We start from the raw sequence: 23,002 nt of genomic DNA, 5'->3' as shown, positions 1-23,002 counted from the left end.
AGTGCACACCACCGACTACGTGAGCACCTTCATCGCGGTGGCAGACGGGCCTGCGTGGGGGATCTCACCCGGCGAAGGGCCGGAGTACGATCGCACCCCAGACGGCCAGGATGCTCAGGGCGCCGAACACCGCCGCCGCGACGGGAGATCGCTCGACCGCGAGCGCGATCGTGACCACACCGCCCGCGAAGGCCGCCGACATCAGAGTGATTGCGGCCCATGTCGAGGCGACCTCGGGCGCTGCCGGGTTCTCTGACACGAGAACGTTATGGCGTGGGCACTGTGGCCGACCTCAGGGGGTCGCCGCGGCGAGCGAGCCGTCCGGCTGGATCTCGAGAGTGAGGTCCAGATCGAGCCTGGCGAGGAATGCGTCGTCGTGACTCACGACGAGCACGGCCCCGCGGTAGGCGCGCAGCGCCTCGACGAGCTGATCGACGGTGTCGATGTCGAGGTTGTTCGTCGGTTCGTCGAGCACCACGAGATGAGGTGCGGGGTCCGAGAGCAGCAGCTTCGCCAGTGCCACCCGGAAGCGCTCTCCACCGGACAGCGCGGCGACCGGCCGCTCGGCGGTGGCCCCTCTGATGAGGAATCTCGCAAGTCGATTCCGCAGCTCCTTCTCGGGCACTTGAGGGGCGGCATCCGCGATGTTCTCGAACACCGACCGCTCCTCGTCGAGCCCGTCGACGCGCTGCGGCAGGTAGCCGATGCGTTCGGTGAGAGCCGCCGCCGTCAGCACCGGGTGTTCCGTGCCGAGAGTCATCTGTGCGGAGTCGTGCCCTCCGTCGGCGGCATCCGCCACCAGCTTCTCGAGCAGCGTCGTCTTGCCCGCGCCGTTGCGCCCGACCAGCGCGACGCGTTCGGGGCCCTGGATGATCCACGAGCGCTCGCCGTCGCCGATCGTCACGATGCGGCGGCTGCGCGACACCTGCGGATCGGGCAGCTCGATCTTCATCGATGCGTCGGAACGGAGGCGTCGCCCGGCCTCGTCGAGAGCCGTGCGAGCGGCATCCTCCTTCGCGCCGACCTCTGTGCGGAGCTTTCCCGCCGACACCTCGGCTGCCATCTTGCGACCATGGGCGATGATCTTCGGCACCCGCTTCTCGATCTCGGCCTTCTTCGCCGTGCGCGACCGGTGTGCGAGCTTGACCTCGGCCTCGATGCGCTGACGCTTCTCCTTGCGGAACTCCTGCTTCGCGGTGGCCTCGGCCTGTCTCGCCGCCTCCTGCTCGGCATCCAGCCAGGCTCGCCATTCGGAATACGGGCCGCCGAACACGCTCAGCGTCTGGGCGTAGAGCTCGGCGGTGTCGTCCATGAGCTCGAGCAGCGTCAGATCGTGGCTGACCACGATGAGCGTGCCCTTCCACGACCTCACCATCGCCGCCAGCTTCGCGCGGGCGTCACGGTCGAGGTTGTTGGTCGGCTCATCGAGCAGGGTGATCGGCGCTCGCCGCAGGCGGATGCCGGCGATCGCGACGAGCACCGCCTCACCGCCCGACAGCTCGCCGACCCTGCGGTCGAGGAACTCGGGGGCGAGCCCCGCTTCGGCCAGGGACATCTCGGCGCGTGCCTCGATGTCCCAGTCGTCGCCGACCGCATCGAAGTGCACCTGATCGACGTCGCCGGCACCGATCGCCCTGACGGCGTCCAGGGGCACGGCGACGCCGAGGAGATCGGCGACCCTGCGATCGACGTCGAGCGTGAGCTGCTGCGGCAGATAGGCGACCTCGCCGGTCGCCGTGAGCACTCCCGAGGTCGGGGTGAGCTCGCCCGCCATCAGCCGCAGCAGCGTGGACTTGCCTGCGCCATTGCGGCCGACGAGTCCGGTGCGGCCGGTGCCGAAGGATCCGGACACCGCGTCGAGCGCCGCGGTGCCGTCGGGCCAGGTGAACGTGAGGCGGTCGAGAGTGACCGAGGAATGAAGAGTGGGGACTGACATGGTGTCTCCTGTCGAGTGCGAGGGTGCACTGACACCGGTCGCCCGGGACCCGTCTGAGCGGGGATGCCGTCGCGAAGGACAGCGGGCGAAGGTCTGCCGTGGAGTCGGCGATCGTCGGGTCAGCGCGCAGAGGAATGAGCGCGGAGGCGACGGATCAGATCAAAGGACTTCCAGACACGGCGGACAGGACTCCACGACGATACCCGGGCGTGTCGGAGTTTCGCAACCCCGGGCGTGTCGCGGCCTGATCGGCTCTTCGCGCAGGCTCGGTTCCTCGCGCTGCAGGATCAGCTCTTCGCGGTGCGGCTCAGCCATTTCGTGAGGAAGGCGTGCACATCGCCGAGCTCGTCTTCCGAGATGCTGTGCGTGAGCCCGGTATAGACGCGCCCGGACAGCTCGGAGTGTGCAGGAAGCCATTGCGCGGTGTGCGCGACGCGGGCTTCGGGGATCACCTGGTCGTTCGTGCCCCGGCCCCAGAACACATGAGGCTTCCGCTCGGTCAGTGCCTCGTCGTTCGCGAGCTCTCCTGAGGCGACGTACCCGCTGAGCGCCACGACGGTGTCGACCCGCTCGGGGTCGAGGCGCATGGCCTGGAGGGCGACGGCCGCGCCCTGCGAGAATCCGAGGAGCGCCACGGCTGGAGCATCCGCCGCGGCCTCATCGAGCCAGCGGAGGAAGGCCTCTGCGGCGACGGTCACCGAGTCCGAGCTGCGTCCGTCGAGTCCCTCGATCGCGTACCACGAGCGGCCGGGCATCGGCCAGGGGGGTGAGAGAGGAGCGGCGACGGATGCCACGGCGACGCCGTCCGGCAGGTACGGGGTCAGCCCGAAGAGGTCGTGCTCGTCGGCTCCGTAGCCGTGCAGCAGCACCAGCAGCGGCATCCCCGCCCGATCTGCGGTGGACCAGCGGGTGAGGGTGCCGTCGATCGTCAGTTCTTCGCTCACCTGCACCATCCTGCCAGCGGGCGCGGACATGCGCCCCGTCGGCCGGACGAATCGTATGCCGGTGCGGGATGTCAAGTCAGTGTCGGGCCGAAGGTGCGGCTGGTAGAAAGGACACATGGCCGTCCGCACACCTGATCCCGACCCAGAGCCCGACGACGGGATCGAGGGCTTCGGCGCCGCTCAGCCCCCTGCGCGAGACACGAACCCCGGTTGGCTGAGCGAGTTCGAGCTCGAAGAGGCGCGTCGTCATCTGCCGATGCTCTACGTCGAGGCGATCCCGGTGCGCACCGACGGATCAGGGCAGGTGACCGAGATCGGCATCCTGCTGCGCTCCACCCCGATGGGCGAGATGACGCGCACGATCGTGTCGGGGCGCGTGCGCTTCGGGGAGACGATCCGCGACGCGCTGTTCCGCCACGTCGAAAACGACCTCGGACCCATGGCGTTCCCGCTGCTGCCGCCGCAGCCGCTGCCGTTCACGGTCGCCGAGTACTTCCCTATCCCCGGCGTCAGCGCCTACCACGACGACCGGCAGCACGCCGTCTCGCTCGCGTTCGTGGTCCCCGTGACGGGCACGTGCGAGCCGCGTCAGGACGCGCTCGAGGTCACCTGGTTCTCGGCGGAGGCTGCAGGGTCCGACGCGGTGGCCGCCGAGATGGAGGGCGGTCGGGGGACGCTCATCCGCCTGGCGCTCGCCAACCTCGGGCTGCTTCGATAGCCGCTGCTGCGGCGCACACGCGAAGAGGCCCACCGTCACGACTTCTGACGGTGGGCCTCTCCGCGCGGCGCGGACGCCGCGACCGGATTCTCAGCGCGAGGTGAGACGGGCGAGCTCGGCGACGAACTCGTCGACGTCGGACTCCTCGGTGTCGAAGCCGCACATCCAGCGGACCTCGTTGCGCGCGGCATCCCAGTCGTAGAAGCGGAACGACTCGCGCAGCTGGTCGGCGACGCCCTCGGGGAGCTGGGCGAAGACGCCGTTCGCCTGGGTCGGCTGCGTGAACGAGACGCCGTTGATCGCGCCAGCGGCGATGCCGGCCTCGATGGTGCCGCGCAGACGCTGGGCCATCGCGTTCGCATGCTGAGCATTGCGCAGCCACAGGTCGCCCTCGAGCAGCGCGATGAGCTGCGCCGACACGAAGCGCATCTTCGACGACAGCTGCATGTTGAACTTGCGCGAGTACTGCAGGCCGTTCGACGCCTCGGGGTTCAGCACCACGATGGCCTCGCCGAGCATGGCGCCGTTCTTGGTGCCGCCGAAGCTCAGCACGTCGACGCCGGCGTCGCGGGTGAACGCGCGCAGCGGCACATCGAGGGCGGCGGCGGCGTTCGAGATGCGCGCGCCGTCGAGGTGCAGGGTCATGCCGCGTTCGTGCGCGTGGTCGGCCAGTGCGCGGATCTCGTCGACCGAGTACAGGGTGCCGAGCTCCGTCGTCTGCGTGATCGAGACCACGAGCGGCTGCGCGCGGTGCTCGTCGCCCCAGCCCCAGGCCTCGCGATCGACGAGCTCGGGGGTGAGCTTGCCGTCGTCGGTCGGCACGGCGAGGATCTTGAAGCCGCCGATCTTCTCGGGCGCTCCGCCCTCGTCGACGTTGATGTGCGCGGAGGATGCCGCGATCACGGCTCCCCACCGGGGAAGCATCGACTGCAGGCCGGTGACGTTCGCGCCGGTGCCGTTGAACACCGGGAACGCGTGGACGCCCTCGCCGAAGTGCCCGCGGAAGACCTCCTGCAGCCGCTCGGTATAGGCGTCCTCGCCGTACGCGACCTGGTGGCCGCCGTTCGCCGCTGCGATGGCCGCGAGGACCTCGGGGTGGACGCCGGAATAGTTGTCGCTCGCGAAGCCGCGGACCGCGGGGTCATGCTGAATAGTCACCGCACAAGCCTACGGGCGGATGCGGGGCCGAGCCCGCAGATCGGGACGCGCTCTACCGAATGTCGGATGCTCCGCCTACCCTCGAACTCATGGAGCGCACCGCAGCGAAGACCGCCTTCGCGAACGTCCTCGTCAACACGCTCATCGCGAACGTGACGACGAGCTTCCTGTGGTTCGCCCTCACGTTCTGGGTGTACATCGAGACGCAGTCAGTGCTCGCGACCGGTGTCATCGGCGGCGCGTACATGCTGTTCATCGCCTTCTTCGCGATGATCTTCGGCACGATCGTCGACCGAAACCGCAAGCACACGGTGATGCTGCTCTCCAGCGTCATCTCGGCCGTCGCCTTCCTGGTCGCCGGTGTGCTCTACGTCTGGCAGCCCGAGGCGGCGCTGCTCGACCTCGGCGGTCCGTGGTTCTGGGTGTTCTCGGCCGTCATCCTGTTCGGCGGAGTCATCGAGCAGCTGCGCAACATCGCGCTGTCGACCACCGTCACGCTGCTCGTGCCCGAAGACCGCCGAGCCAACGCCAACGGCCTCGTCGGCACGGTGCAGGGGCTGGCCTTCCTCGTGACGAGCGTGTTCTCCGGGCTGTCGATCGGCTTCCTCGGCATGGGGTGGACCCTCGCGATCGCGATCGGCGCGATGGTGCTGACCTTCGTGCACCTGCTCTTCATCCGCATCCCCGAGGGCACACCCCAGCCCGACCCCGACGCCAAGAGCGCGCTCGACTTCCGCGGAAGCGTGGCGGCCATCAGGCTCGCCCCCGGACTGTTCGCGCTCATCATCTTCTCGACCTTCAACAACCTCATCGGCGGCGTGTACATGGCGCTGATGGACCCCTACGGTCTCACTCTCTTCGACGCGCAGATGTGGGGTTTCGCGCTGGCGTTCGCGTCGACCGGCTTCCTGATCGGCGGCGGCCTGGTCGCGAAGTTCGGGCTCGGCGCCAAACCCATGCGTACCCTGTTGCTCGTCGTGATCGCCATGGGCATCCTCGGCTCGGTGTTCATGCTGCGCGAGTGGTGGCCGCTGTATGTGATCGGCATGTGGATCTACATGGCGCTCGTGCCCCCTGTCGAGGCAGCCGAGCAGACGATCATCCAGAAGGTCGTCCGCTACGACCGGCAGGGCCGCGTGTTCGGTGTCGCCGCCGCGATGGAGGCCGCGGCCGCACCGATCACCGCGTTCCTGATCGCTCCGATCGCCGAGTTCCTGATCATCCCGTATATGCGGACGCCCGAGGGGCAGCAGCAGTGGCAGTGGCTGCTCGGGGAGGGAGAGGCTCGGGGCATCGCCCTCATCTGCCTGTTCGCCGGCATCATCATGGTCATCGCCGCAACACTGGCGTTCTTCACGAAGTCGTACCGCAAGCTCACCGAGCTCTACGCGAATGCGCCGGAGCAGGATCCGGCGCACGACGCAGGCGAGACGGTTCCGACCGATCCGGACGGCGACGTGGATGCAGGCGCCCGGGCGCCCGATGTGGACCCGCGCAACGACGACGGGCGGCTCGTGGAGTCACCGCCGCCGGTGCGCGGGCTGCCACCCGAGATACCGGAGGCGCGAGGGTGACCGGGCGTCGACTGCGTCGGATGCCGCCGGTCACGCCTGACGAATTCAGTCGAGCGTGATGATCTGGTCGTTGAGATCGGCGGCGTCGGCATCCCAGAGCCCCAGGACCTTCGGCACGAGGGATGCCGGATCGAGAGCCTTCGCTCGGAAGACGACGGATGCCGCGCGCAGCGGCTCCGCGGCATCCCGTGCGGCCTTCGCGAAGCCCTGCGCGACCGCGCGGGTCCAGGCCTCGCTGGCCGCCTTCACTGCCGCATAGTTCGCGCCACCCGCGAGAGGGCGGCCCGCCGCGGTCGATGAGACGATCGCGAAGCGGCCGGCGTCCGAGGTGCGCAGCGCGCTGTCGAACGCCCGGCTGGTCGCCCTGACCGCTTCGAGGGCGGGAAGGAGGGCGGCGAAGTCGGAATCGGTCTGTCCGGCCAGCCCTCCGCCACCGCGCCATCCGCCGACCAGCGGGATCACGGCGTCGACGGTGCCCCGCCGTGCGGCCAGGTCTGTCATCGACCCGAGAGAGGCGGCATCCGCCACCTCGACCTCGGCACCGATCACTCGCAGCGGTTCCAGGCGTTCGGCGGTGCGGCCGGTCGCCACCACCCGAGCACCCGCGTCGACGAGGGCCCGTGCGAGGGCGAGGCCGGAGTCGCTGGTGGCTCCGGCGAGGACGATCGTGCGATCCGTGACGCTCATGTGCTCAACTCTCGTGAAGAGACAGTTCTGCGGCCACCCCGGGCAGGAATGGCCGCAGACGCTGCGTCCGGTCGCACCACACGACCGGACCCCAGAAATGCGCGATTCGAGTCAGTCGTCGGTGCCCCGGATGCCGACGGTCGACTCGATGACCGCCTTCATCTTCTTGTCGAGGGTCTCGAAGAACATCGACAGCGGGAACTCGTCGTCCATCACCGCATCCGTGTACCCCTTCGGCGCCCCGGCGAGGATCTCGTCCGGCAGGCCACGGGCCCACTGCGAAGCCGGGTGCGGCGTGAGCGTTCCGCGCACGAGCTCGTACGCGGCGAGCCAGTGAGCGACCTTCGGGCGGTCGATCGAGTGCCAGTACAGGTCGTCGATCGCGTCGCCCAGAGCCACGACGGCATCCGGCACGTTGTCCCAGTCGAATGCGAGAGCGGTGTCGGTCCAGTGCAGCACTCCACGCTGGTGCAGCCAGGCGAACAGCAGCTGTCCGCCGACGGCGTCGTAGTTGCGCGTGCGGGTGCCGGTGATCGAGAAGCGGAAGATCCGGTCGAAGATCACCGCGTACTGCACGAGGTGTGCGTAGTCGTGCATCTCCTGTTCGGTCTCGGTGAGCTGCTCACCCGCGGCGATGCGGGCCGCGAGCGCGCGCTCGATGTTCACCGACTCGCGGAACGCCGTCATGTCGCACCGCATCTCCTCGAGCGAGTAGAGGAAGAACGGCATCCGCTGCTTGATCATGAACGGGTCGAACGGCAGGTCGCCGCGCATGTGGGTGCGGTCATGGATGATGTCCCACATGACGAAGGTCTTCTCGGCCACCTGCTGGTCGTCGAGCATCGCGCTCGCGCGTTCCGGCAGATCGAGGTTGGTGATCGCGGCGGCGGCACGGGTGACCCGGCGGTAGCGAGCGGCCTCGCGGTCCTGGAAGATCGCGCCCCACGTGAACGACGGGATCTCGCGCATCGCGACCGTCTCGGGGAACAGCACGGCCGAGTTGGTGTCGTAGCCGGGCGTGAAGTCGACCAGGCGCAGCGAGACGAACAGCTTGTTGCCGTAGTCGCCGGCCTCGAGGGCGGCGATGAACTCCGGCCAGATCGTCTCGACGATGAGCGCCTCGACGAGGCGGTCGCTCGAGCCGTTCTGCGTGTACATCGGGAAGACGACCAGATGACGGATGCCGTCGATCCGGTGCTGCTGAGGCTGGAAAGCCATGAGCGAGTCGAGGAAGTCCGGCACACCGAACCCTTCGGAGGCCCAGCGGTCGAAGTCGACGATCGACGCGGCGAGGTAGTCGGCGTCGTGGGGGAAGGCGGGGGCGAGAGCACGGATGCCGGCGGTGATCGCGGCGACGAGCTCACGTGCGGGGGCGTGGTGCGCGGCATCCGGGATGGAGCCGTCCTTGATCTGCATCTCGCGGATCGCGACAGCGGCGTCCTTGAGCTGCGCCCAGGCGGCGCTCTGCTCGGCGATCGATGCGTCCTCGACGACCTCGGGTTCGCCGACGATGGCCTGAACAGCGGTGCTGTGGGCGGAAATGATGGACATCGGGACCTCCGATCGGAGAGTTTGACGGAAAGATTCCGGCATATACGGAATCCTGACGATAATCTTACATCTATGGATGATTCTGTCGACCGCGCGATCCTGGCCGCGATCTCTCGAGACGGGCGGGCGACGCTGTCTCAGCTGTCGGAAGCCGTGGGCCTCTCGGTCTCGGCCGTGCAGTCGCGACTCCGCCGCCTCGAGACCCGCGGGGTCATCACCGGATACCGCGCGATCCTCGACCCCGAACTGGTCGGCACCCCGCTCTCGGCGTTCATCGAGATCACCCCTCTCGACCCGGCTCAGCCCGACAACGCCCCCGAGCTCCTCGAGCACCTCGATGCGATCGAGGCGTGCCACTCGATCGCCGGCGACGCGAGCTACATGCTGTTCGTGCGGGTCGCCTCGCCCCGCGCGCTCGAAGAGCTCGTCCGCGACATCCGCCTGGCCGCGAACGTGAGCACCCGTACCACGGTCGTGCTGCAGACCTACTACGAGCACAGGCCGATCATCGCCGTCGCACCGGAGCCATCGGTCGAGGTCTGATCGCACTCTGGAAGAACGGCGTCGCGCGGGCCATACTGTGACAGATCTCTCGCCGCAGAGGATCCCACCGCCAGTGCAGACTCCCAGGAGCATCCATGTCCTTCCAGGCTTATCTCGACAAGGTCGAGACCCAGACCGGCCTCACCCCTCGACAGTTCATCGAGCTCGCCAAAGAACAGGGGTTCGACGAGACCACGAAGTCGACGGTCGTGCTCAACTGGCTCAAAGGGGAGTACAACCTCGGTCACGGCCATGCCCAGGCGATGGTGCACGTGATCCTCAAAGGGCCGAAGATCAGTGACAAGCACGTCGGCAAGGGCGGTGCGCACGGTGATGCGTCCGACACCCTCTGGCTCGACGGCAAAGACAGCAACCCGAACGCCTGATCGCGTCACCCGGCACCTGCAGAAGAGAGAGCATCATGGCAGTCCGCGTCGATCTCAACGTCTCCCTCGACGGATTCGCGACCACCACCGATCAGACACCCGAGAAGCCGTTCGGGGATGACTGGCCGCGTCTGGTCGCGGCGTATGCGGCCACGCGCACGTTCCGCACCCGTGTTCTGGGCGACGACTCGGGCGCCGGCACGACGGGGGTCGACGAGAAGTACGCCCACGCGTACTTCGAAGGCATCGGCGCCGAGATCATGGGCGCGGGCATGTTCGGTCTGCACCAGAATCCGGATGACCCGCAGTGGCGCGGCTGGTGGGGCGATGAGCCGCCCTTTCATGTGCCGGTCTTCGTTCTCACGCACACTCGCCGCGACTCGATCGAGTTCGCGAACGGCACGGTCTTCCACTTCGTCGATGCGGCGCCGGAAGAGATCCTGTCGCGTGCGATCGATGCGGCGGGCAGCGACGACGTGCGCATCGGCGGCGGCATCGACGTCGTGCGGCAGTTCCTTCGCGCAGGACTGGTCGACCGGGTGCATCTCGCCGTCGCTCCGCTCGTGCTGGGCAGCGGTGAGCGCATCTGGGACGGGCTCCGAGGCATCGAGAACGGCTACGACGTCGAGTCGGAGGTCGCCGAGTCCGGTGTCACGCACCTGACGTTCCGTCGCGACTGACGGCCACGACGGCGCAGGCGTCCATCGCGTGCCCCAGTAGGATTCCCTGCGTGGCAGCATCCTCGAAGCGCAAGAAGAATCCGACCCGTGTGAGCGGCAACCCCGCGAAGCGGGCGAGCGGCAACCCGGCCCAGCGACCCGTCATCGAGGCGGGGCCTGTCACGGTCGGCGACTGGATCGGCGCCGCTCGAGTGCGCACCCTTCCTCTCGCGATCGCGCCGGTCGTGATCGGCACCGGTGCCGCGCGCAGCACGGGGCCGGAGTTCCACTGGGTCATCGCCCTCGCGTGCCTCGCGGTCGCGGTGCTGCTGCAGATCGGCGTCAACTTCGCGAACGACTACAGCGACGGCATCCGCGGAACGGATGCGGTGCGCGTCGGCCCCGCCCGTCTCACGGCGTCGGGTCGCGTGAAGCCCCGCACCGTGCTCGTCATCGCGCTCGTGTTCTTCGCCCTCGCCGCGGCGGTCGGGGTCGCGATCGTCATCCGCACGGAGCAGTGGTGGATGCTGGCGATCGGAGCGGCCTGCATCATCGCCGCCTGGTTCTACACCGGCGGCAAGCGCCCCTACGGCTACAACGCTCTCGGCGAGGTCTTCGTCTTCATCTTCTTCGGGCTCGTGGCGACGCTGGGCACCACCTGGGTGCAGGCCTTCACACTGCCGCAGCAGGCCTGGCTCGGAGCCATCGCCGCAGGGCTGTTCGCCTGCGCGGTGCTGCTCGCCAACAACCTGCGCGACATCGATCAGGACCGTGTGGTCGGCAAACGCACCCTGACCGTGCTGATCGGCAAGCGCGCGACACAGGTGCTGTTCACGCTGTTCGTGCTGGCGCCCTTCGGCATCCTGGCCTTCATCGCGCTGCTGTACCCGATCGCCTGGATCGGGCTGCTGGCGCTGCTCTCGGGGCTCCCGGCGATCCTGATCGTCTGGACGTACCGTCAGTCGAAGGAGCTGGTCATCGCGCTGGCGCTGACGTCGCTGACCGCGCTGCTCTACGCCGGCGCGTTCTTCTGGGCGCTCGCCGGCTGAGTCAGTCTTCGCGGCGGATGGCGGTGTCGCCGGCTGCGGAGCCGTCGATCGCCTCGTCCTCGGCATCCGCGTCGGCCTGCTCGGCCTCGCTGCGTCCGCCTCGGCGCTCGACCAGCCGTGCCGACGCGTCGGTCAGCGGTGCACGGAGGAAGAGCATCGAGATGCTGACACCGATGAGGGCGGCGAAGATCGCGGCCAGCCACCAGAACTCGCGGAAGATCGGGAAGAAGAACCACAGGATCGCGAGCGGCACGAGGAACGCCAGCAGTCGGAGCACGGTGTAGACGAGGAAGGGGGCGCGATTCTTCACCCGGACAGTCTACGTTCGCGATCTGAGGCGTCTGCTGTCAGCCGTCCGAGCGCTGTCCGTCGCCGAGGCCGAGAGAAGCGAACGGGATGCCGCGGACCACCCGGCGCCACGGATGCTCCCCGAGGGACCACAGCAGCTTCGCGTCGAGGTCGAGGGCGAGGTCCTCGCATCCGACCGGGAGGGCCACCCGGTCGCGCACCAGGGCGTCGCGGTCGCCGGTCCACAGGATGCCGGGGTGCAAGCGGTCGGACTGCGAGATGAAGTGTCGATCGCCCCAACGCACCGCGCCCTGCATGTGGCGGATGCCCGGGGTGAAGCGGCTCTCCTCGTGGAAACCGTCGTCGTCGGACTCCGGGATGGAGAACTCCGCGACGCGCCCCTGGTCGTCCTTCGTGTACTCGCCGATCAGGACGCGGCGGAGCGGGGTGCCGTCGTCGTCGAACACACGGCCGAGGTACGAGCAGCGGATGTCGACGGGATGCACGCGGGTGCGCACCGCGACGAGTGCGGTGGCGCGCAGGCCGCGCCCACCGGCACCCGCGAGGCGTCGCGCGTCCGCGCCTCGGACGCGGTGGATGCGGGCGAGATCGAACTCCCAGATGCCCTTGCCGGTCGCTGCGACGAAGAGGCGGTCGTCGAACCAGGCCAGGCCGCCGGCGTGGATCCGCGCGGGCTGAAGCTCGCCGTCCTCCTCGACGGCGAGCAGCACGTCGAGGTGGCGGGAGCGGTCGAGGTCGACGAACGCGACCCTCGAGGCCAGGTGGTGCCCGTCGAGCTGCTGTCGGAACCAACTCACGGCGAGGGTGCGCCTGCCATGCCACAGCCCGAGGTCGATGCCCTGCGGATACCAGCGGCGCGTCCAGGTGCGCGCGCTCAGCCAACGCAGGTCGACGGTGCCACGGCGCTTCTGCCGCACCGGGCGCCATGTCGTTCCGAACGGCCAGAGCATTGACCCATCGTCGCCGATCGCAGACCGAGGCGCGAATCCGCCGTACCCGCGCCCAGCGGACGCATCGGCGCGCGTCACCCTGCGTTCACCCTCGCGTCCCCGACCGGCAACGATCGCCTGCGAGCATGCCGAGACCGTCGACCCGGGGGAGTTCCGTGCGCACACCGCTCGTCACCGTCATCCTGCCCGCCAAGGACGCGGGTGCGTACATCGGCACGACGCTCGAGACGCTGACCCGCCAGTTCGATGATCCGGGGGCGCTCAAGCTCGTCGCGATCGACGACGGATCCCGCGACGACACCGGCACGCTGATGCGGCGCTACGCCGAGCGCTTCCCGCACTCGATCGTCATCGAGAACGCGCAGCCCCACGGACTTGCGAGCGCTCGCAACCAGGGACTCGCGCACGTCGAGGGCGATGCCTTCTGCTTCCTCGACGGAGACGACTGGATGCAGCCGCAGCGGCTCGACGTACTGACGCGTCGCCTGCGCGACCTGGGCTGCGACTTCCTGCGCACGGATCATGTGACGGTGAAGGCCGGCGTGCGCACCCTCGTGCCGGCCCCGTACCCGTGGCGCGAGCGGGTGGGCTCGCCGCGCGAGGCGATCCTGCCCGAGAACGAGCCGACCATGGTCGACTACCCCTTCGCGTGGGCGGGGGTCCTGCACCGCCGCCTGATCGACGACGGTCTCGCGGCGTTCACCCCCGGGCTCTTCACCGCCGAGGACCGCCCCTGGATCTGGCGCCTGCACCTGCAGGCCCGCTCGTTCGCGGTGGTCGATGCTCCCGCCCTGCTCTATCGCCGAGGGGTGTCGACCTCGCTCACCCAGGTGCGCGATCGGCGGCAGCTCGACTTCGTGCGGGCCATGGACGAGGTGCTCGACATCGCGGCGGCGGATGCCGAGGCGGACCGCTTCCTCCCGAAGGCCGTGTGGACAGTGCTGGCGCTCAGCTCGCGGCACCTCGTGCGGGCACGGCGGATGACGCCGTCTCTGCGCGCCGAGATGCGCGCGGGCATCCGCGGACTGCTCGCACGGCTGCCCGAGACCGAGTCTGCAGCGGTGCTGGCGCGACTCGACGGCCCGCGGCGGCGCGTGCTCGCCCCGCTGCTGCGCACGGTCGGTCGTGCCGCATGACCCAGGTCTTCGCACTGCACAGCGCTTACGGACTCGTGACGGCCGCGGCAGCGCTCGACGGGGGACTCCTCGGAGAGCACGGCGAGCGCATCCTCGTGCCGTTCGTGTCCTCACGGGTGCCGGAGACGTCGGTGGGCATCCTCGCCGACCCGGAGCTGGCGAGTCTTCGGGATCGGTTCGACAGGGTCGAGGATCTGGACGCACTGCTCGGCCCGCTGCATCCGAGCTCGTGGAAGCCGGATGCCGCCGATCTGCCGCTGCTGCGCAGGCTGATCACGCGTGCCTGGAGTCTCGACGGCGACGACCTCGAGGTGCTGGTGCAGAGCCCGCAGGTCGCACCCGCTCGCACCCTGATGATGCTCTTCCCGCACGCCAGGCTCACGATCATCGGCGACGGGCTGATGACCTACTCGCCCATGCGCGTGCGTCTGCCCCACACGGTGACCGCCCGGATCGGCCGCGTCGTGCACGCCGACGTCGTGTCGGGGGTGACGCCGCTGGTCGGCGCACCCACCGCGACGCCGGTGCCGGTCTCTCCTGCCCTGTTCCGCGCGGTGCTCGCCGAGACAGCAGAGGGAGTGGATGACACGACCGATCTCGTCGGCACGCTCGAGGGGGAGTCGACCGTGCTCGTCCTCGGCCAGTATCTGGCGGCGCTCGGGCTCGTGAGCGAGAGCGAGGAGATCTCTCTGCAGATCGGCATGATCGACCGTGCCGCGGACCTCAGGCCCGCGCACATCGTCTTCAAGCCGCATCCTGCCGCACCGCCTCGGTTGAGCGATGCACTGCGCGATCGGGCGGCGGTGCGCGGGGTCGTCTTCCACGAGTACCGCGGAGCGCTCGCTGCAGAGATGCTGGCCGAGCGGATCGACGCGCGCGCCGTCATCGCCGGGTTCTCGACCGCTCTGCCCACGGTGCAGGCGGTGTTCGGCATGGAGATCGAGGCGGTCGGTGCCGAGACCGTGCTCTCTCGGCTGACCCCGTATGAGAACAGCAACCGCGTGCCTGCGACCATCGTCGATGCACTCACCCGGCGGGACTCGCCGTATCGGCAGCCCGAGCGTATGCAGCTGCTGATCGACGCGGTCGGCTACGCGATGCAGCCGGTCGTCGCGGGACACCTGCGCGGGCGTGCGGAGGAGCTGCTGACGAGCATCCGCCCCTCCGATCGCGACAGGTACTTCGCTCCTGATCGGCTGGGCGAGCTGCGTCTGCCGGGTGCGCCGCCGGAGACCGTGGTGCGCCGTGCGCTGCGTCCGGCCGGCGGAATCGGTCGGGTCGAACAGCTGCGGCTGACGGCGTCGGGCGCGCGGCGACGGATCGGTCGCGCGTGGCGCGCGCTGCGAGGACGGTGAGGGATGACGACCATGAAGACGGACATGAACACGAGCACGGAAGAGAACCACGAGGACGTCGCACCCCGGGTGGTCGCGATCATCCCGGCACGGGGCGGCTCGAAGGGTGTGCCCCGCAAGAACGTGCGACGGGTCGGCGGCGTGCCGCTGATCGAGCGGGCCGTGCGCAGTGCGCAGGCAGCCGACGGCGTCGACCTGGTGGTCGTGTCGACCGACGACGACGAGATCGCCGCGGTGAGCGCGGCCGCCGGGGCGCGGGTCGTGCGACGGCCCGCCGAGATCTCCGGTGACACGGCGTCATCCGAGAGCGCGATCCTGCACGTGCTCGACGAGCTCGACAGGTCGGGTGAGGGGGTCGATGTGGTGGCATTCCTGCAGGCGACGTCGCCATTCATCCCCAGCGGTGCGCTCGCGGACGCCGTACGCCAGGTGCGCGCGGGCAGCGCGGACAGTGTGTTCTCGGCGCATGAGACCTACGGGTTCCTGTGGGCGCGGCCCGACGCGGAGCAGGCGCATGCCGGGGTGGCCGTGGCGCTGAACCACGACGCGACCCACCGCCCTCGGCGTCAGGACCGCGAGCCGCACTTCCTCGAGACGGGGGCGTTCTACGTGTTCCGAGCCGACGGCTTCCGCGAGGCGAGACACCGCTTCTTCGGCCGCATCCGCATCGCCGAGGTGCCCGAGTGGACCGCGATCGAGATCGACGACGAGCAGCAGTTGCGGATCGCGCGGGCGCTCGCGGCCCTGCACGAGACGGGCGAGCGGATTCCGGTGCGGGCGATCGTGACCGACTTCGACGGCGTGCACACCGACGACACCGCGACCGTCGACGCCGACGGTGTCGAGCGCGTGCGGGTGAGCCGGGAAGACGGCATGGGGGTGTCGCTGCTGCGGCGTGCCGGCATTCCGATGCTCATCCTCTCGACCGAGGTGAACCCGGTCGTGCGCGCGCGGGCCGACAAGCTCCGCGTGCCGGTGCTGCACGGCATCGACGACAAGGAGTCGGCGCTGCGCGGATGGGCGGAGGAGAACGGCATCCCGCTCGGTGAGATCGCGTACCTCGGCAACGACGTCAACGACCTGCCGGCGCTGCGCATCGTCGGCTGGCCGATCGCGGTCGCGAACGCGCATCCGCTCGTGCGCGAGGCGGCACGCGTCGTCCTGGGGCGCACAGGCGGGCACGGGGCCGTGCGCGAGCTGATCGAACGGGTGTTGCCTGCCTGACCGACCCCGGTAACCGACAGGTCTCCAGGTGTTCATCCCCGGCGCGTACTCAGGGGAGAAGGCCATTTCGACGACCGGAGGAACCATGACTGTCAGCATCGGCTCACGCGTGATCGGCGGCGGTCACCCCGCCTATCTCATCGCGGAGATCGGCCTCAACCACAACGGCGACGTCGACATCGCCAAGCGTCTGATCGACGTCGCCGCGAAGGCGGGTGCCGACGCCGTGAAGTTCCAGAAGCGCACGCCCGAGATCTCCACACCCGAGCACATGCGCGACGTGCCTCGCGAGACGCCCTGGGGCACCATGAGCTACCTCGACTACCGCCGCCGCGTCGAGTTCGGCCGCGACGAGTACATCGCGATCGGCGACCACGCCACGATGCTCGGACTCGACTGGTTCGCCTCGCCCTGGGACGTGCCCAGCGTCGAGTTCCTCGAAGAGCTCAACGTCGTGGCGCACAAGGTCGCCTCGGCCAGCCTCACCGACACCGAGCTGCTCGTCGCGCTGCGCGAGACCGGCAAGCCGATCATCCTGTCGACCGGGATGTCGACGATCGAGCAGATCGACCGCGCCCTGTCCACGCTCGGCACCGACCGCGTCGTGCTCATGCACGCCACGTCGACGTATCCCCTCGAGCCCGAAGAGGCCAACCTCCGGGCGATCGCCACGCTGCGCGACCGCTACCCCGGCGTGCCGGTCGGATACTCGGGGCACGAGCGCGGGCTGCAGATCTCGCTCGCGGCCGTCGCGATCGGCGCCGTCGCCGTCGAGCGTCATATCACCCTCGACCGCACCATGTGGGGGTCGGACCACGCGGCCTCGCTCGAGCCGACCGGCCTCGAGCACCTCGTGCGCGACATCCGCGTGATCGAGACGGCCCTCGGCGACGGCGTCAAGCGCGTCTTCGACAGCGAGCGCGCGCCGATGGCGAAGCTGCGTCGCGTTCCGGCGTGACCGGAACGGCACGGGCAGAACGGGCATGGGCGGAATGGGCATGAGCGGAATGCGCGGGAGCAGTTCGGACGGTTTGCGGGTCGTCGCGATCGCCGACGCCGACTCGTTCGTGAAGTGGTCGGCGTCGCTGCTCGGCAGTGTGCCGGGCATCCGTCCGCACCTGCTGCTGGTGAAGACGCCCCTGACGGCCAGTGTCGAGCAGCAGCGCACGGCGCTGACCCGCACCGGCATGCTGTCAGACGACGTCACCCGCATCGGGTTCGCCCAGGCTGCCGCGTGGCTCGAGGGGCAGCGTCCCGACGTCGTCCTGCTCGCCGGGCGCGGGCCGTTCGTGCGTCTGATGGGACGCCTGGTCGACACGCTCTCGCACCGCCCGGTGATCGTCGCGGGTCTGCCGGGAATGGCGATCCCCGCCCAGCGGGGTGCCCTCGAGTACCGCCGCCATGCCGACCTGCTCGTCGTGCACTCGCATCGGGAGGAGCGGGCGTTCGCCGAGCTGGGTCGCCGCATCGGCGTGCAGGTTCCGACGGCACTCGCCACGCTGCCGTTCGCGCGGTCTCGATCGCGGATGCTCTCCGCCGATCGGGCGCGGGTGCTCTCCGCCGACCAGGCCGGCACGTCGGGAACGCTCGTCGCCGAACGGCCCACACCTTCGGAGCCGCAGCCGGAGCGCCCGGTGCGGATGCCGGCGACCGACATCGTGTTCGCCGCGCAGGCGCTGGTGCCGGTCGGCCGGGACGACCGTGCGGAGATCGCCGCGACCCTCGTGCGGGCTGCCGAGGCCGACCCTCACCGTCGAGTCGTCGTCAAGCTGCGCTCACGCCCGGGGGAGTCCGAGACCCACCTCGAACGCGACCCGTATCTCGAGCTGCTGCCCACTCGGCTGCCCGACAACCTCGTGGTCTCGTACTCCTCGATGGCCGCCGCGCTCTCGACGGCGGCCGGACTCGTCACGGTCAGCTCGACAGCGGCCGTCGAAGCCGTGGCGCTCGGTGTGCCCGTGATCGCGCTGGACTCGTTCGGAGTCAGCAAGAGCCTGCTCAATACGGTGTTCGTCGGCAGCGGTCTGCTCGGTGGACGCAACGAGGTCGTGGCCGGTCGATTCCGGCATCCCCACCCCGACTGGCTGCGCGACAACTACTTCCATCCCTCGGTCGAGTCGACCTGGTGGGAGCACGTCGAGCAGCTCGTGGCGCTGCGCCGTGCCGGTGCGCTGCCTGCCAGGCGAGTACCCGCCGCACGGGGAGGAGCGATGCACGAGGCGTGGCACCGTGCGAGCGTGCTGGGTTCGGAGGATCGTACGCTCGGCGGTGCGGCTGCTCTGGCGATCGGGGCCCCCGCGACGAAGGCGATCGCAGCCCTCCGTCGCGGACGCGCGCCGATCGACGGCGGCACCTGGGCGGATGCATCGACCGACATCACGCTCGAGCCGAACCCGTTCCACGACTCGATCAGGCGCTGAGCTCTAGGCGCTGAGCTCTAAGCGCTGAGCGCCGATCTCACCGATCGAGCAGTGCGCCGACCTGGGTCCTGACATCGTCGGCGATCTCGTCGATACTCGCTTCGGCGTTGACGCTCGCCGCCATGGTGACGAACATCGCGGCCGAGACGATGCGGGCGAGTATCGGGGCGCGGTGCGCGTCGATCCGCGGATCGCGGCTCAGGATGCCGGTCAGTGCCGCCTCGGTCTCGCCGACGATCCGCAGGGCCTCGGCGTGGTGCGCGTCGGCCGGGTTGCCGAACACCATCTCGCGGAGGTAGGTGCGGCCGTTCTCGACCTGCACCCGATTGCACTCGATGATCGGGCGGAGAAGGGCCATGGTCGCGTCGAGGGTGTCATCCGTCGCCGCGGCCGCCGTTCGTCCGCTGTCCAGCGCCATGGCGTAGTGCGCGTTCTGCACGAGCAGAAGCAGTTCGCCCTTCGTCTTGGCGTAGAGGAAGAGCGTCCCTGTGCCGACGTCCGCCTTCTCGGCGATCTGCTGAGTCGTGACGTCGTCGATGCCGTGGGCGGTGAAGAGCTCGGCTGCGGCCGCGGTGATCCGCTCGAGTTTCTGCTGCTTGTTCCGCTCGCGTCGCCCGAGAGGTACGGCTTGGCTCGACATGCGGGATCCTCTCGGAATAGAAACTGAGTACAGTCGGTTATGACTGGAGTCGCCAGTGCACACGCTCAGCGATGTCCCTCATTGTCGCAAGAAGAAGTCGTAAAGAAGAAAGAGCGGTCCATGCCTTCACTCAACGGAGCTGTCGTCCTCGTCACAGGCGCGAACGGAGGTATCGGCACCCAGTTCGTGCACCAGGCGCTCGAACGGGGAGCTGCGAAGGTCTACGCCAGCGCCCGCACGCCGCGCGAGTGGGAAGACGCGCGGATCGTGCCGCTGACGCTCGACGTCACCGATGCGCAGTCCATCCGCGATGCCGTGGAGGCGGCATCCGACGTGACCGTGCTGATCAACAACGCCGGCGCCTCCGTGCCGACGGCGGGTATCCTCACGCATACCGACGACGAGATCCGCCGCAACGTCGAGACCAACTTCCTCGGCCCGCTGTTCCTGACACGTGCTTACGCCCCGCTGCTCTCGGGCCGCGACGGAGCCACGGTCATCGACATCCATTCGGCCCTCGCGTGGTTCGCGGTCGGGGGCATCTACAGCGCCACGAAGGCGGCGCTGTGGTCGGCGACCAACTCGCTGCGTCTCGAGCTGGCGCCCGCGGGCGTGCACGTCGTCGGCGTGCACGTCGGCTACGTCGACACGGCCATGGCCGAGCACGTCTCCGACCCCAAGACCGACCCGGCCGACCTCGTGCGGGCGATCCTCGACGCGACAGAGCGGGGCGAGTACGAGGTGCTCGCGGATGAGATCTCGGTGCAGCTCAAGGCAGGTCTCAGCGCGCCGCTCGACGCGGTCTATCCGCAGCTGCGCACCTCGGCCGTCTGACCTCCACGCCTGAGAGTGAAGGAGAACGACCATGCGCGCGTTCGTGCTCACGAAGTACACGCAGCCACTCGAGCTGAGGGAGGTCGCCGAACCCGAGATCGGTGACCGAGACGTCCTGATCCGGGTGGAGGCCGTGGGGCTCAACCAGCTCGACGAGAAGATCCGCCTGGGGGAGTTCGCGCAGATCCTGCCCTACTCGCTGCCTGTCATCCTCGGCAACGACGTCGCCGGCACCGTGATCCGCGTGGGCGGGCTCGTCGAGTCCTTCCGCCCGGGCGATCGGGTGTTCGCCCGGCCCGACGAGCGCCGCATGGGGGCGTTCGCCGAACGCGTCGCGGTCGCCGAGTCGGATCTCGCACTCGTGCCGACGCGCATCACGGCGGCGGAGGCCGCGTCGCTCCCGCTCGTGGCGCTCACCGCCTGGCAGGCGCTGGTCGAGCGGGGGCGGGTCGAGCCCGGTCAGAAGGTCCTGATCCACGCGGGTGCGGGCGGCGTCGGCTCGATCGCGATCCAGCTCGCGAAGCATCTCGGAGCCACGGTCGCCACGACGGCGAGCGCGGCGAACGCCGATTTCGTCCGCCGCCTGGGTGCCGACGTCGTGATCGACTACCGCACCGAGGACTTCGAAGAGGTGCCGTCGGATTACGACCTCGTGCTCGACAGCCTCGGCGGCGAGAATCTCGAGAGGTCGCTGCGGGTACTGAGGCCCGGCGGCCTCGCGATCGGCATCTCGGGACCGCCCGACCCCGCGTTCGCCAAGCGCAAGGAGCTGAACGCCGTGGTGCGGATCGCGATCGCCGCGCTGAGTCGAAAGATCCGGCGCCAGGCGAAGCGACTCGGGGTCGCCTACGAGTTCCTGTTCATGCGGGCCGATGGTGCGCAACTGAGCACCATCGCGTCGCTGGTGGATGACGGGGTGATCACGCCCGTCGTCTCGAAGACCTATCCGTTCGAGCAGATCCCGGCGGCCCTCGCCGACCTCGCGTCCAGTGGCGGACGGGGCAAGATCGTGGCCACGCTCGAGGCCTGAACGAGGCGCCCCGGCTCTGCGCCTCCGGCCCGAATCGGGTGAGGAGGCGCAGGGCCGGGATCCTGTCGTCTCAGCTGCTGCGGCGAATGGCCCGAACTCCCACCACGAGGCCGATCGCGGCGACGGCCAGCGCCGACACCCAGCCCCAGAGCACGGTGACATCGCCGAGGTCTCCCGCGAACAGCGCCCGCTCTGCCTGCACGACCCAGTTCACCGGGTTGACGGCGGCGACCGCGCGCATCCACGCGGGTCCGTCATCGAGGGGCAGCAGCATTCCCGAGAGGATCAGCAGCGGGAAGATCAGCGACTGCTGCACTCCCCAGAACAGCCACTCGCGGTCTTTGGTGGCCAATGCCAGCGAGTACGACAGCGATCCGAGCCCGACGCCGAAGACCGCGAGCAGTGCGAGCCCGATGAGCAGGCCCGGCAGGTCGATCGCGAACCCGAATGGCCACGCGATCAGCACGATGATCAGAGCCTGCACCACGATCGGCGCGATCTCCTTGAGCGCACGACCCACGAGCAGCGATGAGCGGGCCAGGGGAGCGACCAGGGTGCGCTCATGCGAGCCCGTCATCATCTCGTACTGCAGGTTCGATCCGGTCGCCCCGGTGCCGAACAGCACGATCATCACGAGCACACCCGGCACGAACCACGCCAGGGTCTCGCTCGCCGGCTGACCGGAACCGCCGATGAGGAGCGGAGCGAACAGGCCGAGGAACACGAGCGGCTGCAGCAGGCTGAAGATCAGCGTGAACGGGTCGCGCAGCACCGGCTTGAGCTCGCGGGTCAGCACGTTCCTTGTGTCGCGCATGAGGTTCGCGCGCACGAGGGTGTCGGTCGTGGTGGTCATGAGAGGACTCCTGTCTTGTCGTTCTCGCTGCTGTCGGCTGCGCTGTCCGCGTCGGATTCGCCGGCGCCGCCCTCTCCTGCTTCGCGCAGCGTGCGCCCGGTGAGGGCGAGGAACACGTCGTCGAGAGTGGGAGGCACGCCGGTCGCCCGACGGACGAGGATGCCGGCGGCATCCAGCTCGCGCACGATCACCGGCAGCAGTCGGTCGCCGTCCGGCACGGCCAGCGTCAGCGAGTCGTCGTCGAGTGCCACCTCGGCCCCGCTGAGACGAGCGACGACCGGGCGTGCGTTCGCGGCATCCGCATCGTTCGCGAAGCCGAAGGTGAGCACGTCGCCGGCGAGCGTCGCCTTCAGTGCTGCCGCGTCGTCGTCGGCGATGATGCGGCCCCTGTCCATGACCATGACGCGCTCGGCATAGCGGTCGGCCTCTTCGAGGTAGTGCGTCGTGAGGAACACCGTCGTGCCGTGCTGCGTGCGCAGGTCGAGGATGTGCTCCCACAGGTTGGCCCTGCTCTGCGGGTCGAGACCGGTCGACGGCTCGTCGAGGAAGATCAGCGGCGGCGCGTGCATGAGCCCGAGCGCGATGTCGAGCCGGCGCTTCTGACCTCCGCTGAGCTGCTGCACCGTGCGGGTCGCGAACGACGAGAGATCGAGCGACTCGATCAGCTCGTCGGCCCGGCGGATGCTGTCGCGCCGGCTCATGCCGTAGAACGCGCCCTGGCTGCGCAGCTCATCGCGCACCCGCTGCGAGAAGCTGCCGCTCGTGAGCTGACCGACGTAACCGATGCGTGCGCGAACCCCGGCCGCATCCGTGCGGATGTCGTGGCCGACGACGCGGGCGGTCCCCGACGTCGGAGGGATGAGCGTCGTCAGCATCCGCAGGCTCGTCGACTTGCCCGCGCCGTTCGGACCGAGGAACGCGACGAGCTCGCCGCGCGCCGCAGTGAAGGAGAGGTCGGTGACCGCTTCGACCGACGTCTTCTTGACGGTGAAGACCTTGGTGAGGCCTTCGGTTTCGATGATGGATTCGTTCGACATGCCTGCAGG

24 protein-coding genes are annotated in these 23,002 nt (G+C 69.2%); 13 read left to right on the top strand and 11 right to left on the bottom strand.

Translation table 11 applies throughout. The features are described from left to right. Nucleotides 1–64 precede the first annotated feature (64 nt). The 3 genes from MRBLWH13_RS11790 to MRBLWH13_RS11780 all read right to left on the bottom strand — a co-directional run bounded on the left by MRBLWH13_RS11790 (nt 65) and on the right by MRBLWH13_RS11780 (nt 2,889). Nucleotides 65–259 carry a hypothetical protein gene (locus MRBLWH13_RS11790; RefSeq protein WP_341955197.1) on the bottom strand — a complete coding sequence of 65 codons (195 nt, stop codon included), beginning with the start codon at nt 257–259 and terminating at the stop codon, nt 65–67. Nucleotides 260–292: 33 nt separating this feature from the next. Continuing rightward, a complete protein-coding gene (locus MRBLWH13_RS11785; RefSeq protein ID WP_341955196.1) occupies nt 293–1,936 on the bottom strand; it encodes an ABC-F family ATP-binding cassette domain-containing protein in 1,644 nt (547 codons plus the stop codon). 287 nt (nt 1,937–2,223) lie between these two features. After that, nucleotides 2,224–2,889, bottom strand: coding sequence for an alpha/beta fold hydrolase (locus MRBLWH13_RS11780; protein WP_341958300.1), 666 nt, complete (start codon nt 2,887–2,889; stop codon nt 2,224–2,226). A gap of 106 nt (nt 2,890–2,995) precedes the next feature. On the opposite strand from MRBLWH13_RS11780, the gene MRBLWH13_RS11775 reads away from it, so the two are divergent. Then, nucleotides 2,996–3,598: a DUF4916 domain-containing protein gene (locus tag MRBLWH13_RS11775; RefSeq protein WP_056312995.1), complete on the top strand. Its 603-nt coding sequence runs from the start codon at nt 2,996–2,998 to the stop codon at nt 3,596–3,598. A 90-nt stretch (nt 3,599–3,688) separates the two neighbouring features. Here the strand turns inward: MRBLWH13_RS11775 and MRBLWH13_RS11770 are convergent, their stop codons facing one another. Continuing rightward, nucleotides 3,689–4,756 carry a low specificity L-threonine aldolase gene (locus tag MRBLWH13_RS11770; RefSeq protein WP_341955195.1) on the bottom strand — a complete coding sequence of 356 codons (1,068 nt, stop codon included), beginning with the start codon at nt 4,754–4,756 and terminating at the stop codon, nt 3,689–3,691. Nucleotides 4,757–4,845: 89 nt separating this feature from the next. Here MRBLWH13_RS11770 and MRBLWH13_RS11765 point away from each other — a divergent pair, with 89 nt between their 5' ends. Beyond that, a complete protein-coding gene (locus MRBLWH13_RS11765; protein ID WP_341955194.1) occupies nt 4,846–6,330 on the top strand; it encodes an MFS transporter in 1,485 nt (494 codons plus the stop codon). A gap of 45 nt (nt 6,331–6,375) precedes the next feature. Here MRBLWH13_RS11765 and MRBLWH13_RS11760 read toward each other — a convergent pair whose 3' ends face one another. Together MRBLWH13_RS11760 and MRBLWH13_RS11755 are read right to left on the bottom strand one after the other, a co-directional pair. Next, nucleotides 6,376–7,017: an SDR family NAD(P)-dependent oxidoreductase gene (locus tag MRBLWH13_RS11760; RefSeq protein ID WP_341955193.1), complete on the bottom strand. Its 642-nt coding sequence runs from the start codon at nt 7,015–7,017 to the stop codon at nt 6,376–6,378. 111 nt (nt 7,018–7,128) lie between these two features. After that, nucleotides 7,129–8,568: a DUF6421 family protein gene (locus tag MRBLWH13_RS11755; RefSeq protein WP_341955192.1), complete on the bottom strand. Its 1,440-nt coding sequence runs from the start codon at nt 8,566–8,568 to the stop codon at nt 7,129–7,131. A gap of 72 nt (nt 8,569–8,640) precedes the next feature. Here MRBLWH13_RS11755 and MRBLWH13_RS11750 point away from each other — a divergent pair, with 72 nt between their 5' ends. From MRBLWH13_RS11750 to MRBLWH13_RS11735, 4 genes are all read left to right on the top strand, one after another. Further along, a complete protein-coding gene (locus MRBLWH13_RS11750) occupies nt 8,641–9,111 on the top strand; it encodes an Lrp/AsnC family transcriptional regulator (protein ID WP_341955191.1) in 471 nt (156 codons plus the stop codon). A gap of 95 nt (nt 9,112–9,206) precedes the next feature. Continuing rightward, entirely contained in the window at nt 9,207–9,497 is a 291-nt protein-coding gene (locus MRBLWH13_RS11745; protein ID WP_341955190.1) for a DUF4287 domain-containing protein, read from the top strand. Between the two features lie 32 nt (nt 9,498–9,529). Beyond that, on the top strand, nt 9,530–10,177 hold the full coding sequence (locus tag MRBLWH13_RS11740) for a dihydrofolate reductase family protein (RefSeq protein WP_341958298.1): 648 nt from the start codon (nt 9,530–9,532) through the stop codon (nt 10,175–10,177). Nucleotides 10,178–10,227: 50 nt separating this feature from the next. Further along, complete coding sequence (locus MRBLWH13_RS11735) at nt 10,228–11,205, top strand: 1,4-dihydroxy-2-naphthoate polyprenyltransferase (RefSeq protein ID WP_341955189.1); 978 nt, start codon at nt 10,228–10,230, stop codon at nt 11,203–11,205. 1 nt (nt 11,206) lies between these two features. On the opposite strand, the gene MRBLWH13_RS11730 is transcribed toward MRBLWH13_RS11735, so the two are convergent. Then, the gene (locus MRBLWH13_RS11730; RefSeq protein ID WP_341955188.1) at nt 11,207–11,515 is read right to left on the bottom strand and encodes a DUF4229 domain-containing protein; all 309 of its coding nucleotides are present in this window, start codon (nt 11,513–11,515) and stop codon (nt 11,207–11,209) included. 37 nt (nt 11,516–11,552) lie between these two features. Further along, nucleotides 11,553–12,464 carry a hypothetical protein gene (locus tag MRBLWH13_RS11725; RefSeq protein WP_341955187.1) on the bottom strand — a complete coding sequence of 304 codons (912 nt, stop codon included), beginning with the start codon at nt 12,462–12,464 and terminating at the stop codon, nt 11,553–11,555. A gap of 155 nt (nt 12,465–12,619) precedes the next feature. Between MRBLWH13_RS11725 and MRBLWH13_RS11720 the strand changes: the two genes are divergently transcribed. The 5 genes from MRBLWH13_RS11720 to MRBLWH13_RS11700 all read left to right on the top strand — a co-directional run bounded on the left by MRBLWH13_RS11720 (nt 12,620) and on the right by MRBLWH13_RS11700 (nt 18,599). Then, nucleotides 12,620–13,600, top strand: coding sequence for a glycosyltransferase family 2 protein (locus tag MRBLWH13_RS11720; RefSeq protein ID WP_341955186.1), 981 nt, complete (start codon nt 12,620–12,622; stop codon nt 13,598–13,600). After that, nucleotides 13,597–14,955, top strand: coding sequence for a polysialyltransferase family glycosyltransferase (locus tag MRBLWH13_RS11715; protein ID WP_341955185.1), 1,359 nt, complete (start codon nt 13,597–13,599; stop codon nt 14,953–14,955). The genes MRBLWH13_RS11720 and MRBLWH13_RS11715 overlap by 4 nt, the downstream gene beginning before the upstream one ends. A 24-nt stretch (nt 14,956–14,979) precedes the next feature. Then, entirely contained in the window at nt 14,980–16,179 is a 1,200-nt protein-coding gene (locus MRBLWH13_RS11710; protein WP_341955184.1) for an acylneuraminate cytidylyltransferase, read from the top strand. 85 nt (nt 16,180–16,264) lie between these two features. Then, nucleotides 16,265–17,137: an N-acetylneuraminate synthase family protein gene (locus tag MRBLWH13_RS11705; RefSeq protein WP_341955183.1), complete on the top strand. Its 873-nt coding sequence runs from the start codon at nt 16,265–16,267 to the stop codon at nt 17,135–17,137. A 40-nt stretch (nt 17,138–17,177) separates the two neighbouring features. Then, entirely contained in the window at nt 17,178–18,599 is a 1,422-nt protein-coding gene (locus tag MRBLWH13_RS11700) for a DUF6716 putative glycosyltransferase (protein ID WP_341955182.1), read from the top strand. Between the two features lie 37 nt (nt 18,600–18,636). On the opposite strand, the gene MRBLWH13_RS11695 is transcribed toward MRBLWH13_RS11700, so the two are convergent. Beyond that, nucleotides 18,637–19,239: a helix-turn-helix domain-containing protein gene (locus MRBLWH13_RS11695; RefSeq protein WP_341955181.1), complete on the bottom strand. Its 603-nt coding sequence runs from the start codon at nt 19,237–19,239 to the stop codon at nt 18,637–18,639. A 120-nt stretch (nt 19,240–19,359) separates the two neighbouring features. On the opposite strand from MRBLWH13_RS11695, the gene MRBLWH13_RS11690 reads away from it, so the two are divergent. Both MRBLWH13_RS11690 and MRBLWH13_RS11685 read left to right on the top strand, forming a co-directional pair. After that, nucleotides 19,360–20,073, top strand: coding sequence for an SDR family oxidoreductase (locus MRBLWH13_RS11690; RefSeq protein WP_341955180.1), 714 nt, complete (start codon nt 19,360–19,362; stop codon nt 20,071–20,073). A 31-nt stretch (nt 20,074–20,104) separates the two neighbouring features. Beyond that, a complete protein-coding gene (locus tag MRBLWH13_RS11685) occupies nt 20,105–21,103 on the top strand; it encodes an NADP-dependent oxidoreductase (protein WP_341955179.1) in 999 nt (332 codons plus the stop codon). A gap of 70 nt (nt 21,104–21,173) precedes the next feature. Here the strand turns inward: MRBLWH13_RS11685 and MRBLWH13_RS11680 are convergent, their stop codons facing one another. Both MRBLWH13_RS11680 and MRBLWH13_RS11675 read right to left on the bottom strand, forming a co-directional pair. Beyond that, nucleotides 21,174–21,956, bottom strand: coding sequence for an ABC transporter permease (locus MRBLWH13_RS11680; protein WP_341955178.1), 783 nt, complete (start codon nt 21,954–21,956; stop codon nt 21,174–21,176). After that, nucleotides 21,953–22,993 (bottom strand): ATP-binding cassette domain-containing protein, encoded by a 1,041-nt coding sequence (locus MRBLWH13_RS11675; protein ID WP_341955177.1) that lies wholly within the window; start codon nt 22,991–22,993, stop codon nt 21,953–21,955. Before MRBLWH13_RS11675 ends, MRBLWH13_RS11680 begins: the two co-directional genes overlap by 4 nt. Nucleotides 22,994–23,002: the final 9 nt, after the last annotated feature.

The sequence above is a fragment of the Microbacterium sp. LWH13-1.2 genome, from assembly GCF_038397735.1.
GTDB lineage: Bacteria > Actinomycetota > Actinomycetes > Actinomycetales > Microbacteriaceae > Microbacterium.
The sequence above is the reverse complement of the archived record's forward strand: the minus strand, read 5'-3'. Positions and strand labels throughout refer to the sequence as shown.

What these genes read in the sequence shown, in the direction of transcription:
- MRBLWH13_RS11700 (WP_341955182.1), top strand. Translation starts at nt 17,178, where the DNA reads ATGAGCGGAATGCGCGGGAGCAGTTCGGACGGTTTGCGGGTCGTCGCG.
- MRBLWH13_RS11725 (WP_341955187.1), bottom strand. Translation starts at nt 12,464, where the DNA reads ATGCTCTGGCCGTTCGGAACGACATGGCGCCCGGTGCGGCAGAAGCGC.
- MRBLWH13_RS11685 (WP_341955179.1), top strand. Translation starts at nt 20,105, where the DNA reads ATGCGCGCGTTCGTGCTCACGAAGTACACGCAGCCACTCGAGCTGAGG.
- MRBLWH13_RS11780 (WP_341958300.1), bottom strand. Translation starts at nt 2,889, where the DNA reads ATGGTGCAGGTGAGCGAAGAACTGACGATCGACGGCACCCTCACCCGC.
- MRBLWH13_RS11785 (WP_341955196.1), bottom strand. Translation starts at nt 1,936, where the DNA reads ATGTCAGTCCCCACTCTTCATTCCTCGGTCACTCTCGACCGCCTCACG.
- MRBLWH13_RS11690 (WP_341955180.1), top strand. Translation starts at nt 19,360, where the DNA reads ATGCCTTCACTCAACGGAGCTGTCGTCCTCGTCACAGGCGCGAACGGA.
- MRBLWH13_RS11680 (WP_341955178.1), bottom strand. Translation starts at nt 21,956, where the DNA reads ATGACCACCACGACCGACACCCTCGTGCGCGCGAACCTCATGCGCGAC.
- MRBLWH13_RS11715 (WP_341955185.1), top strand. Translation starts at nt 13,597, where the DNA reads ATGACCCAGGTCTTCGCACTGCACAGCGCTTACGGACTCGTGACGGCC.
- MRBLWH13_RS11705 (WP_341955183.1), top strand. Translation starts at nt 16,265, where the DNA reads ATGACTGTCAGCATCGGCTCACGCGTGATCGGCGGCGGTCACCCCGCC.
- MRBLWH13_RS11765 (WP_341955194.1), top strand. Translation starts at nt 4,846, where the DNA reads ATGGAGCGCACCGCAGCGAAGACCGCCTTCGCGAACGTCCTCGTCAAC.
- MRBLWH13_RS11750 (WP_341955191.1), top strand. Translation starts at nt 8,641, where the DNA reads ATGGATGATTCTGTCGACCGCGCGATCCTGGCCGCGATCTCTCGAGAC.
- MRBLWH13_RS11755 (WP_341955192.1), bottom strand. Translation starts at nt 8,568, where the DNA reads ATGTCCATCATTTCCGCCCACAGCACCGCTGTTCAGGCCATCGTCGGC.
- MRBLWH13_RS11695 (WP_341955181.1), bottom strand. Translation starts at nt 19,239, where the DNA reads ATGTCGAGCCAAGCCGTACCTCTCGGGCGACGCGAGCGGAACAAGCAG.
- MRBLWH13_RS11675 (WP_341955177.1), bottom strand. Translation starts at nt 22,993, where the DNA reads ATGTCGAACGAATCCATCATCGAAACCGAAGGCCTCACCAAGGTCTTC.
- MRBLWH13_RS11710 (WP_341955184.1), top strand. Translation starts at nt 14,980, where the DNA reads ATGAACACGAGCACGGAAGAGAACCACGAGGACGTCGCACCCCGGGTG.
- MRBLWH13_RS11760 (WP_341955193.1), bottom strand. Translation starts at nt 7,017, where the DNA reads ATGAGCGTCACGGATCGCACGATCGTCCTCGCCGGAGCCACCAGCGAC.
- MRBLWH13_RS11745 (WP_341955190.1), top strand. Translation starts at nt 9,207, where the DNA reads ATGTCCTTCCAGGCTTATCTCGACAAGGTCGAGACCCAGACCGGCCTC.
- MRBLWH13_RS11775 (WP_056312995.1), top strand. Translation starts at nt 2,996, where the DNA reads ATGGCCGTCCGCACACCTGATCCCGACCCAGAGCCCGACGACGGGATC.